This window comes from Micromonospora sp. WMMD1274 (genome assembly GCF_049179035.1).
GTDB lineage: Bacteria > Actinomycetota > Actinomycetes > Mycobacteriales > Micromonosporaceae > Micromonospora > Micromonospora tulbaghiae.
Map to the genome: position 1 here is coordinate 542,060 of NZ_JBMHMG010000001.1, position 12,354 is coordinate 554,413.

6 protein-coding genes and 1 pseudogene are annotated in these 12,354 nt (G+C 65.8%); all 7 read right to left on the reverse strand.

From position 1 onward, the window contains the following. Position 1: 1 nt before the first annotated feature. Positions 2–4,258: a polymorphic toxin-type HINT domain-containing protein gene (locus ACN27D_RS02085; RefSeq protein WP_421498398.1), complete on the reverse strand. Its 4,257-nt coding sequence runs from the start codon at positions 4,256–4,258 to the stop codon at positions 2–4. A 54-nt stretch (positions 4,259–4,312) separates the two neighbouring features. Beyond that, positions 4,313–4,819, reverse strand: coding sequence for a LamG domain-containing protein (locus tag ACN27D_RS02090; RefSeq protein WP_421498399.1), 507 nt, complete (start codon positions 4,817–4,819; stop codon positions 4,313–4,315). Then, positions 4,816–5,292 (reverse strand): hypothetical protein, encoded by a 477-nt coding sequence (locus tag ACN27D_RS02095; RefSeq protein WP_421498400.1) that lies wholly within the window; start codon positions 5,290–5,292, stop codon positions 4,816–4,818. Before ACN27D_RS02095 ends, ACN27D_RS02090 begins: the two co-directional genes overlap by 4 nt. A 682-nt stretch (positions 5,293–5,974) precedes the next feature. Then, a complete protein-coding gene (locus ACN27D_RS02100; RefSeq protein WP_421498401.1) occupies positions 5,975–6,808 on the reverse strand; it encodes a DUF4240 domain-containing protein in 834 nt (277 codons plus the stop codon). 609 nt (positions 6,809–7,417) lie between these two features. Beyond that, entirely contained in the window at positions 7,418–7,663 is a 246-nt protein-coding gene (locus ACN27D_RS02105; RefSeq protein WP_421498402.1) for a hypothetical protein, read from the reverse strand. Positions 7,664–7,900: 237 nt separating this feature from the next. Continuing rightward, positions 7,901–8,896, reverse strand: coding sequence for an RICIN domain-containing protein (locus ACN27D_RS02110; protein WP_421498403.1), 996 nt, complete (start codon positions 8,894–8,896; stop codon positions 7,901–7,903). Between the two features lie 2,239 nt (positions 8,897–11,135). Beyond that, a pseudogene (locus ACN27D_RS02115) lies at positions 11,136–12,308 on the reverse strand (NF041680 family putative transposase); the annotation flags it as partial. Positions 12,309–12,354 lie beyond the last annotated feature (46 nt).

Sequence of the window (12,354 nt, forward strand, 5' to 3'; positions counted from 1 at the left end):
CCTACCAGCCCTCCTGCCAGAACAACGAGAACGGAGTCTTATCCGCTCGCCCGCCGTAGTACCCTGCACCGCCGAATCTCATGCCGTTCCCATTGAGCATCGGGTAGCAAGTATCCCGGCAGATGTTTCGGGACGTGCCACCGAATCCTACAACGTCATCTGGTCCGAGGTTGTTGAGGATCGTCTCCTCTGCGTGCCCCGCTCCCTGCACGAACTTCTCGCCCGAGCGGAGGGTCCACCCACTTGGCATTGCGCCGTCGCCGTTAACGGCGATGTGGTTGGTCCATCTTTTGGTGGCCTTGTTGTAGACGCCCATTACCGAAGTCGTGCCGTGGTTAGCCGCGTTCGGGTAATCATCGCGGAGACCCTGAAGTTCTCCAGCACGACCCCGCGCGAGCTTGGCATCGATCTCAGTTGGACCGCCACAGTTGTGCACGAGGACCGGACTGGTGCCGGCGAGCACAAAGTACGTGTGGATGTCGGCGACCGTGAGGTCGCGCATTTCCTCGTCGCCGGCGTCGTTGATGACCGCGGTGACGGTGAGGTGCTTTCCGGGCCCGCCGCCGCCCATGCCGGCGCCGGTGCCGTCGCCCTCCAGCTTCTTGTCGTCGTGTACGAGCAGTTGGTGGCCGACGGGCAGTTTCGCCGCGTCGACCCAGGCGCCCTCGGTGGCATCCCAGAACGGGTGGTGCTGCGTGGTCTTGAGCGTCGTCGTCTTGCCGGAGTCGTTGTCCTTGACAGTGATGGTGGTCAGGTCATTGTCCCGGTTGTGGTGCAGGGCGGTGACGGGCTCGGCTGCCGTTCGGCCGGCTTTGGGGTCGGTCGCTGTGACCTTGTCCCCGAGGGTGATGTCCTTGATGGCCTTAGTGGATCCGTCGGCCATGAGGACTCGGGTGTCCGGGTCGAAGCTGTGCCGCTTTTGGCATCCGGCGGTTGACAGGTCCCGTTCGTCGGCGCGGGATCGGGGCCGGGCGGCGGGGTTGGGTTCGTCTGCGCCGTGGAGGTTCTTGCCGCGCCCGAGCGAGGGCAGCTTGGAACCGAGGCCAGGGGTGCGGCTGGCCGCGCCGCCGAGCAGCTTGGTGGCGCCGCCGGTGAACTTGCTCATGCCGCCGGAGAGCGCGCCGTCGAGGCCGCCGTCGATCATGGTGCCGGCGAGGCCCCTCCAGGAGAATTTCTCGTCGCCGCGGGCGACGTCGACCATGTAGCCAGCGCCGGAGGACATGGCTCCGGCGACTGCCCCGGCCAGGATGAGACAGCCGACGCCGGTGGCGCAGGGTGCGCCGACCGCGACGGTGGCGGCGATGGCGACCGCGGCGGTGGCCACGAATTTCCACGGATCTTTCTTGATTGCGGCGACAGTAGACTTGACGCTGTTGGCCGCGTGTTTGACGACCTTGCTGGCGGCCTCTCTAGCGCACTTAGAGGTGCCCTTTTTCAGGCAGTTCTTCGTCGCATGGTAGCCATCGACGACCTTTTGTGTCTTTTTCTTGACCCAGCGCTTGGTCGTCTTCCAGGCGAAGTCGGCGCCCTTTCTGAGATCCTTGGTGAATTTCTTCGCACCCTTCTTGGCGTCCTTCCAAGCCTTGCCGGAGGCGACGTAGTGGTAGGTGTCGACAGCGGCGCGGTAGGTGCTGGCGGCCTTGTTGTAGCTGTAGTTGACGACTGACTGGGCGGCGGCGACCGGGTGGGTCACCACGTTCACGACCGACTTCCATTTCGGCCAGCCCCAGTGGCCGGTGGGGTCGGTGGTGGTGAGTGGGTTGCCGTCGCCGTACTGGAAGCGGTTGGCGGTGATGGAGTCGGGAGTGGGGTCGTTGGAGGCGGTGTCGCGGGTGTCGAACTGTCCGGTGGCAGGGTTGTACCAGCGGGCGAGCATGTTGACTCGGCCAGTGGTGGTGTCGGTCCATTCGGACTGGTAGCCGAGGTTGCCGAGCAGCCCGGAGGTGTCGGTGACGGTGCCGAGTGGGTCGTAGGTTCGTGACCCGTTCAAGGTGGTGGCGGTAGCGGTGAACTGTCCTACGACGTCGTCGTGTTGGTCGGTCCAGGTGTAGACCGAGTTCGTGCCGTCGGTGGCGCCGGCGCCGAGTAGTTCGCCGTTGGGGCCTCGGGTGTAGGTGCTGCCCGCGTCTTGGGCGAGGTCGTTGCCGAGGCCGCTGTAGCGGAAGCCAGTCTGGATGGCCCTGCCGAGGGCGTCGTAGGAGTAGGTGCTGGTTCCGGTGGCCGCTTGTTGGGACAGGACCTGTCCGTAGGCGTCCGCGACGGTGGTGAGCGCCCCGGTCGGGGATGAGGTCTGTTTCAGGGTGCCTCGGGCGGTGTAGGTGTATGTCACGCCGCCGCTGGCGGTGCTTAACTGGTTTCGGGCGTCATAGGTGAAGGTGGTTGAATCGGCCTGCGTGCGGTTGCCCGCGCCGTCGTAGGTGTAGCCGGCGGTGGTGCTGCCGTTGTTCCAGGTGGCGAGCCGGTCGGCCAGGTCGTAGGTGTAGGTGTTGGAGCCGGATCCGGCGAAGCCGGTGGTCACCTTCGAGGTCTCGTTGCTGTTGTTGTCGTAGCCGTAGGTGATGGAGGCCAGGGTGCTGCTGCCCGCGGCGTTCTTCAGCATGTCGGTCTTGAGGCGGTGCAGGTGGTCGTAGCCGAGGGTCCGCACGTTGCCGGAGTTGTAGCTGAGGGTGGCGACCTGGGACATCGTGTTGTAGCCGACCGTCAGGTTGATGCCGGTCTTCGTGTTCGCGGCGGTGCGGAAGCGGCCGGCGATGTCGTAGTCGAAGGTGGTGGTGCCGGCGGCGTCGGTTCGGGAGCTGAGGTTGCCGTCGCGGTTGTAGGCGTAGGAGGTGTTGTCCTGTGGGCCGCTGATGGACAGCGGCAGTCCCCGGTCGTCGTAGGTGATGGTGTTGGTGCCTGAGGGGACCGACAGGGAGGTGATGCGGCCGGCGTCGTCGTAGCCGAAGCTGCGGTTGGCGGTGCTCGCTTCGGCGCCGTTGCCGGTTTGGCCGGTTAAGCGGCCCAGGTCGTCGTAGTCGTTGTGGATCCGCACCGCACCGGGTGCCAGTTGGTCGGTCACCCGTCCCGCAGCGTCGTAGACGAGGCTGAAGGTGCGGTCGGCCAGGTTCGGGTACGCGGGGGTGGTGGGCTCGATCTGAGATTCCGGTTTGCCCCAGGAGTTGTAGGTGGTCCAGAAGTCGATGGCGCGACCGTTGGTGAACCGGGTGCGGTTGCTGGCCGCGTCGTAGCCGAACCATGTCTGTATCGACGTGGTGGCGGTGATTGGCTGGGTCTCGCCGGTCACGCGGCCCATCGCGTCGTAGGTGTACGTGGTGGTCGTGGTGCGGGCATCGGTGGTCGAGGTCAGGTTGCCGTTGTCGTCGTAGGCAGCCGACTGGGTGGTCAGCACCGCATTGACGGGGTCGAGCTGCTGCACCTGGGTCTGCCGGCCGGCAGCGTCGTAGGTGACGAGCTGCTTGGTGAGATCCGGGTTCGTGGTTTTGATAACTCGGCCGAGGCCGTCGTTGTCCAGCAGGGTGGTGTTGTTCGCGCCGTCGGTGACGCTGATCGTCTCGCCGACGGAGTTGTAGCCGTAGGAGGTGGCGCCCCCTTCGGGGGTGGTGATTTTTTGCAGCCACGGTCCGGTGCCGTACGCGGCGGTGCCGTAGGCGTAAGTGGTGGTGTTGGTGGCTGGCGTGGGCTGACGCACGACCTCGCTGCTGGTCAGGGTGCGACCCAGCATGTCGTAGGTGGCGGTGGTCTTCGCTCCGGTGGCGTCGACGGACTCGAGGAGGTCACCGACCTTGTCGTAGAGCGCCGTCGCGGATCGGCCGGTGGGTCCGGTCGCCTTCGTGGTATTGCCGAACTTGTCGTATTCGAAGGTGGTGGTCTTGTTCAGCGGATCGGTGCTGGCCGTGACCTGGCCCAGCTTGTCGTAGGTCGTGATGGTGCGGGCGCCCACGATCGGCGCGCCGCCGCCCGGCGGGGCGTAGTCCGGCATGATCATCTGGTGAGGGCGGCCCAGGGCGTCGACCCGCTGCTGGGTGACGTTGCCGAGTGGGTCCTGCACCTCGACCTGTTCGCCGAAGGTGTTGTAGCCGATCCGGTTCACCGGGCGGGCGTCGACTTTCTCCGCGCCGTAGGACTCGGTGGAGACGGTGGGGGCTGTTGTCTGGACGGGCTGGTCGGCTTCGTCGTAGTCGTAGTTGGTGATGTTGTCGCGGGGGTCTTTTACGGCGGTGGTGAGTCCGCGCTTGTCGACCGTGTTGACGGTGGTCATCTCGTTGGCCCATAGCGCCGCGGCGGCCCGGCCGTTGCCGCTGTTGTAGAGGGCCTACACGTCGGCTGCGGACAGTGCCCGCTGGTAGGCCTGCACGTTGTCGACGGAGCCGACGAAGGTACTGCCGCCGGTTTTCCAGGTGTTGCCGCCGATGGGGAGGCCGGATGTGGAGGCCAGCGGGGTGGGATTGGTGACCGACGTGCCGGCGACGTTGTTGACGTAGAGCGACATCCGCTTGGTCGCGGCGTCGAACACGGCCACCATGTGCACCCAGGTGTTCGCGGTGACACTGGTCGTCGAGGTCGCCGAGTAGGTCGTTGACGGCGAGGCCGTGTCCGTGGCTGGGGCGCTGAACGCCCACTTCGCGAGGCTGCTGTTGTATTGCAGGGAGAACGCGGCGTTGTTGGTGCCGCCTTGACCGAGGGCGGTCTGCGTGGCGGTCAGGCTCCCGGCTTTGACCCAGGCTGACACCGAGTAGGAGGCCGTCGTGTCCAGCACCTTGTTCGGGGTCTGCATCTTCCCCGCGGTGGTGAACGTCGCCGCGCCGCCACTGGTGGTCACGTCGGAGGCGAGGACTCCATGTCGTTGTGCGACGGGGACGAGTCGTAGCTGATGAACGGGCGTAATCCGAGGAAGCCAGCGTTGTCGTTGTAGCTGGTTTCGTCGAGTTTCCACCAGCCGACCGGGCCGCTGTCGGCGCTCTTGCCCACGCTGCTGGAGGTCGGCCGACCCATCGGGTCGTAGCCGGTGCGGGCGGTGGTCAGCACGGTCCGCTTCGCGCCGGACATCGTGCGGGTTGGCATCTGCCACTCCTCGCTCAGTGCAGCAAGGGCGTCCTGGATCAACTCATCGGCGAAGAGAATCCGATAGACGCGCGTCTCTCGAAATCCACGCCTGGCCTCGGGACCGCTCAGCCGCACGGCAGACGCCGCCTGCGCGGGAAGGTCACCGAAGCACGCCCGGAGCTCAGGCTCATCCGGCAGGTCGGCGTCGCAAAGATCCCAGTAGAACGCCGCCGCCGCTGCCCGGCCCACGGGCGTTACTCGGGCCCGCAGCGCCTGGTCCGACGCCGGGCTCCCGGATCAGCCCGCCCCGACGCTCGCGAGTTCACTGGCTCCAGCCTGGGGCCTCCGGCGAGCCGTGCCGTGGCCGTGCGCCGTCGTGGCGGGAAATTCACGGGTGACGAAGACTTTTTGTTGCGCGGCAGGCGGCCGACAGCTCACCTGCTCTGCACTACTACGTAACTCACGACGGCGCCGGCGAGCCGGAGGGCCTGCTGGTTGAGGAGTTCCTGCTCGCGGCGGACTACTCCTCGGCGGGGCTGGTGAGCGGCGGCTGGAATCGAGAGGAGCGCCAGTGGCGCGACACATTGGCCACCAGTCGGCGCCTCCGCGTCGACGCGCGGAGGCCAAGATTTGCTGAAGGTGTTGTTCAACCGTGGGGCGTGAATTGGTACGTGCTGGCGCACGGGCACCTGCTCCGCAGGCGGCCCGTGCGGTTATGATCTCCAAATTCACGGTCGCAATCCGCCCGGGACTGCCCAATCGCGCCGACTAGCGATGATGGTGCGGTGACTCCTGTTTCGCTCTTGCAAGGCTTGGTGCCGAAAGTGAGCCCTCGTGGAGCGAAGTAACGACGCCATGCCGTGCCTTGCCGGACCGTTCTGGCGCTGAGCCCGCCAGAAAGCATCGCACAGCGCGTCATCAACTACGTTTCCTACGGGCTGGGCAGGGGCGGCATTTCCGGCAGCCCGAGCCTCGACTGCACGTACCCGAGCATCGCCCATTGATGCTCGGCCGCGAGGCGTGGCAGATCCTGAACGGGTGTAGCGTGCAGGACCGCCGCTTCGAATCCGAAGCGGACTCGCACCTTCTTCCGGCCCTTACTCAGACGCGGTTTCGGGACAGCTTCCCATGTATAGAACGGAAACGTTTCCAAATCTGGTACGCCGGAGGCGTCCCACCATGACCGCCAGGCGGGATTCCCGTCGATTACCGCTTCCAGCGCATATGACGCAGCATCGAATTCGACGCGTTCGGCTTTGACGTCATACATGTGCCCACACATATACCAGTTCCACCACTTGTGATCGCCGTCGGCCTCGGCTCGGGCGCTGTCGCCGTCAAGTGGCCTGTCGAAGACGAGATCGTCGTCCCAGTCCAGCCCGGTGGCGCGCCGATACGCCGCCGGCACCACGTCCAACAGTCCTTCGGCGTCCGCGACCCGCCAGCGGCCCGACATCGCGGCGGGGTCGGCCAGGACCGCCTGCCATGTTCCCTGACCGGCGGCGACAACGGCGAGCCTGGCGTAGAGGAAGACATCGTCGGACATGAGAAGCGCCGGCGCGGTGGCCGGCTCCGACACGTCCCAGACCGCTTGCGACTGGTGACGGGGAGCGAAGGCGCGCACCGCTTCCACGAGATCGTCGGCGAACTGCCGCACATCCGCCGCTCCCGCTGACGCTAGCGACTCGGCCAGGCGTCCGCATCCCTCCGGAGTCACCGCACCACCGAGCACGTCGATGTACGACCAGAACTTTTTAGAGATCACCGGCGCTCCTTCGCATGCTGATGCTCTGCAGCCTAGTCAAGACCAGAAGGGCCATGCCGCTCCTGCCAGCCGTATGTGGGCAAGAGCGGCACGGCGTTGGCCGCTATCTCATCGTCGTGGTCCGGCCCGCTCGGGTCCCACCTGTCCGCTCATAGGCAGCTGGGGTACTGACACGGTGGGCAGTGTCCGTGTCGCAGGTAGCACGTCGTGATGCAACCGGCTCCCAAGAGACCGGGCGTTGGACCAGCCGGTGACCCGGTTCTTGACCACGTAGCGGCACCTCGCCTTCATGCTGGTCTGGCATCGACTGATCTGACCGGACGGCCGCGACGTGCCCACCCGCGAGATCCCGTGTTTCCAGGCACGCCAACTGCCGCGCTTGAGGTAGGAGATCTGGTAGACGATGCACTTCGACAGGCGGAACCGTTTGAGACTCGGCGCCTCGATGCTGGGCCAGGGATGCGCCGGGCGGCCGGAGCGATCCCACAGCCGCTGATGACACAACGACCGACGTCATAGACAGGTGCAAGGATGATTACGACAACGATGATGTCCACCAAGAGGGTGCGATAACGCAGGGACCACATTTCCCAGAGATGTCGGTCTCGTTTACCGGATCGGCGCAGACGTAGTCATATGGATTGCAACCACCGTCGGCACCGGGTCCACTCGCAGGAATCTGCCGAGTGATGGGCTGTAGAGGCGGACACCCATAAGGATTGCGCCGCCGAATGCCTCGGCGGACCGTTGCTTGCCGCCCAACCAGCCGTAACGCTGATCGGCTTGACCGGCTGCTGGGGCTCCAAGCTCCTCGAAGTTGCAGAAGTCCGGCTCGACCAGCGCGGTGTCGATCATGACCGAGACGTCTCCGTGCAGTAGTACTCTAACGTCACCTGGCCTCGGCGTTGGGCGTGGCGCGGGCATGAAGACGGCCACCGCATTGATCATCCATGGTTTGTGAGGACAACCGAAGATCGTGCGGTGGCCGCGTGCCACAACGTAGACCCGCCGAGTTGCGGGTCATCCTGGATGAGGTGGTCCGGTCTCAGGGGGTCACTTCAGACACCCGCCGCCGACCCTCCTGGGCCTGGGTCACTCATGCGGTTCTCTCCTGCCAGGTTGTCCGGGGTGCAGGCGGGAACGGGTTGTCGGCTGCAATAGGAACACTTGGTCCAGGGCCCCGGTACATGCTGTTTGAGCGACCTCGGCTCCGTTGTCTACATCCGCCAGCCCGCCCAGAATGCCCAGGCAGAGCCCACTGTGGGTTGGTCGAATCCGGTATCCGGTCGACGACGGTGTCTTGGTTGGCTCCAGCTGGTATCGCTGGTGCGCTGCCCCGGTGCACTCAGTAGGCGCTACCAGCGTTTCGTCCTCGGTGAGCGCCTCGTCGACCGTGAGGCACCCGACGCCTTCCACTGGATGGTGCCACCGGATCTCGTAAACCCCTCCGATGCTCGTTGCAGCGAGGTACGTGGCCGGAACGATCGCGGCACAGGAGCGTTGGACGGCGAGAGGCCGATCGGTACGACGGTTGCGCTCACGGCCCTCGCCAATGCAGAAGCCGTGGTCAGGAATATGGGCAGGCTGGATGAGGAACCAGCCCTCAGCCAGCAACCCAGACGGCAACTGAGGCTCAGCGACGGCACCTTCATGTTGGCTGCCAGTCGGTTTGAACAGCACAGAGGCCGCGACGCTGATCACTAGCCCGAAAGCGGCCAAGCCCAGCACCATTGGTCGCAACTGGCGGCGTCTCGTCACCTGGGGATTCGCTGGCGTCTGCTCGGTCCCGCTGTCGGACGGTGGTTCCAGTTGCTCGGGCGATCTCCATACCGGGTGCTCGGATCCCACGGCGATGCTGTTGCGCACCGCGGTCCACCGGTCAGCGGTGTCCTGATCGAGGCCACAGGCCAGGACGAACGTCGCGATCAGTGGGGCGCGTGGCAAGGTGTTACGGCCAAGCATCGAGGTGATCGTGCTCGGCGGGAGCGATCCTCCTAATGCCTGCGCCTTCGCGGCCAACTCCCGGTACGACAGCCCCGACCACAGGCGTAGAGCCCTCAGGGCCCCAACGAACTCTCCGGCGTTCATGGATGGATCGGGTTCCGGTGATCGCAACACGGGCCACTCCCTCACTTCCTAGGCGCTTCGATTCAGTTGGAACTACCAGCATTCAGACAGCTAAACATCCATGTTTTCAGATCTCCGGCCTTGAAACTTGTTATGACTGCCATCACTCCGCCCCCTCCCGGCAGCAGGCAGCCGTCGAGGCGGCGTGAGCGAAACTGTTCCGCACAGCTCACACCCTGTTCCGCCTCACCAACCGCAGTTCAGACTTGCCCCCAGATCGATGCGGTCGAGCAGGACAACCTCCGTCCAGCAGGCCGCCATCACGGGAGGAAGGCAAAGGGATGAACGTCTCCATCAAGCAGAGAGCCTCGGCAGCTCTGGCGGGCCTGGTCCTCGTGGGAGGCCTGGCGATCACGTCGGCCGCACCCGCGATTGCCGGCCCCGACGCCGCACGGGCAGCAAGCAACGCCATCCCTGCGGGCGGTCTCGCCCTCCTATCCCCCGCTACGGCCAGTGCCAGCCAAGGTGCCGCACCCACGGCGGCCGCCGTAGAATCCTCACGCCCGTGGGTGGCGTGCTACCTCTACGTCTCGGATCGGTTCGGGTACTACAACGTTCGCACCTCGAAGTCCGCCACTGCCACCCTCATCGTCAAGTACACGGGTACGCGGTTGCCCGTCTGGGACCGCTGCGGAGGGGAGACCGGAGGGTCTTACCGATGCACAAGCACAGACCCGGCCGACAACTGGTGGCAAGCAGTCAACTACAAGGGGCGCCTAGGGTACGTTGCTGCGGAGTGTGCTGGTGGGCTCGGCGCTTGATCCCGTAGAGGTCCATTCGGCAACCGGTCACCACCGCGACAGTCGCCACCGCGCGGCGAGTACCCGGCTCCTTCGGAAATTGCTGGCGGCATCGTGTTGTTCGTCGACGCGTACCCCGCCGCGCACCTGTTCTCGGCTCGGAAACTACTGGCAGACCTGCCAATTTCTTCACTCACGAGGAGGTTGCCGCGCATGCGACGATTTATTGCCGGCCTAGCGACTCTATTGGTTCCGCTCACTGTTGGCACCTCGCCAGCCAGCGCGGCAACGACCACATTCGAAGCCACCCCACTCGCTTGCCAAAACCCAACTCCGAATCTCGATACACCTACCAATGGTTCCGTGATCAGCGAAAAAGCGCCATTGCGGATCGGCCCAAACGAGGGATGCCACGCTTCCGCCATCATATACAAAGGGGCAACCCTGATCTATTACTGCTACGTGACGAACAGTTCCGGAAACACCTGGACCTTCGTGCAAAATCCGCGCGTTATGGCATATGGCTGGATTTGGGATGGACACTTGAGTGGACACGGCAGCCCGCATTCGTGCTAAGAGTTTTCTCTAACTGCCCCCGTCACCTACCACTCATCGCAGGTCGGCGGTCGACCGCCACCCGGCCGAGCAACCTCCGGCCAGCCCTGGACGTCGGCGGCGGTCGCGTGGGCGCCTCGGGCGGCTGCCCGCCGCGTCGCAAAGGTTGCAGAGCGGCCACGCCGCCGACGGCCCAGGTGACATCGAATCGCCGCGCAACACTCCGGCCTACCGGCCCCACCGCCCAACAGAACTTGACGCCGGCCGCGATCCGCGGCCGGCGTCTTCGTCTCCGCCATTCAAAGGGCCATGACATGCGCCCTGCCCTGCCTACTACACCTGCACCACCGGCCGCCGGAGTCGCCGTGACGTCACCGCCTCTCCGCGATCGTTACCTAAAACGTGCCCGTTCCACGACGACGGCTTATGGGCGACCTGAAGGCCAACGCCCCGGGCGGAGCGGGAGGCGGCGGTCGCCTTCGACCGCGCTATCCGCCACGGGTCCGCACGGGCCAACGCAACGGGCACGCACTACGAGGGCAGTTCTTCCTCCATCCGGCGCGGGCACCGCTCGACGAAGTAGTGCTGCGTCCCGTTCCCAGCCGGGAAGCACGCCGCCGCATTCAACAGCGCGTTCAGTGACGAGGGCGTCGGTGACCGCGCGGAATGGCAGAAGCTCGGTGTCGGCACCTACATCTCCCCCGCCGGCTGCCCGAAGGAGACCCGGCCGCCGAAGCTTGCGATCTCGGATGTCTTCACCGAGATCCGGAAGATCGCCGCGATCTTCGGGCTGACCGATCAGGCCGAGGCGTTGATCGCCGACCAGCAGGCCCGCATCGACAAGGCAGCCGGTAACGCCAACGGCAACGGCAACGGCAACGGCACCCGAATCATGTGGTGGGACGGCGGCAGCGACGCGAGGCGGCGAGGATCATCCAGGTCCATCGGTCGGCTGGTTGCGGGGTGCGGATCTTCGGGCAGGTCCAGCCTAGGGTCTGTTTGAACAGGCGGAACGTGTGTTCGATGTCGAAGCGGCGCAGGAACGTCTGCCACGGCCGGTCGACGTCGGCGGTGGTGGCGTCGACGCCGGACCACCAAAGCCAGACCAGCTTCGGGGTCGCGCCGCTGGGCAGATGGTCGACCTCCAGACGGATGACGGTTCCCTCGATGACCGGCAGCACTGTCGCCGCAGCGGTCCAGGCGGACCGGTGGGTCAACCGAGGGTGCAACCGGTCCCAGGCGCGGGCCCACGCCGTGCCGTAGAGACGGATGTCGGCGACAGTGGCCGCGTCCGGCTCACCCCAGGTGGCGGGATCGCCAAAGACGAACTCGCCGCCGTGGCGGGATGGACGACCGACCGTTCCCGACCGCCGGGGCGGCACTGCCCGACGCAGCACCCGATCCGAGCGCATCCGCGCGAGAACCTGCACGGGCAGATCAGCCAGGAGGAACGCCAGTCGGGGCTCGTCGTAGCCGGCGTCAGCCACGACCAAGATCTCCAGGTCCCCGGCCTGCCACTGCCCGGCCGCGACCAGACGCCCCACGACGTCTCGCAGCTGCCCAGCGGTGACTGCGGCCGCGTCATCACCCGGCGCCAGCCGCACCGCGTCCAACGGTGCCGTCCATGAACTACGGCCCGACTCCAGGGCCACGACCATCGAATACGGCCAGCCCGGGATCATGATGCTCTGATCCTTGCCGCGTCCGTAGGTGTGACACAGGATCCGCTGCGGCGAGGTGTGCGCGTCCGGCCGCAGCCAACACGTGATGTCCACCGCCAAGACGAGACGGCCATCGGCCGCCCGCGGCAACGGCACCGCCGCGAGAGCGATGCGCAACCGGTCGATGTCCAACGTCCCGCAAGCGAGGGCGTCATACAACGCCCCGTGACCCCGACGGTGCTCACCCACCAGCGACCACTCCACCAACGACCGGACCGGCCCGTCGGCGCACAACACCGCATCGGCCAGGTCGAACCACGCGTCAGCCCGAGCAGTCAAGCAGCCGTAGAACACCCGCCGGAAACTGCCCAGGTCCCCGACGGCATCAGCCGGACCACAGTCATGCGCACTGATCACCAGAACAGCCCCTGGCTATTGATGCTCTTCCCTAGACAAGAAGATC

Bases quoted from the DNA above. Each gene is read 5' to 3' on its own strand.
- ACN27D_RS02085 (WP_421498398.1), bottom strand. From the start codon at position 4,258: ATGACCACCGTCAACACGGTCGACAAGCGCGGACTCACCACCGCCGTA.
- ACN27D_RS02105 (WP_421498402.1), bottom strand. From the start codon at position 7,663: ATGATCGACACCGCGCTGGTCGAGCCGGACTTCTGCAACTTCGAGGAG.
- ACN27D_RS02110 (WP_421498403.1), bottom strand. From the start codon at position 8,896: ATGAACGCCGGAGAGTTCGTTGGGGCCCTGAGGGCTCTACGCCTGTGG.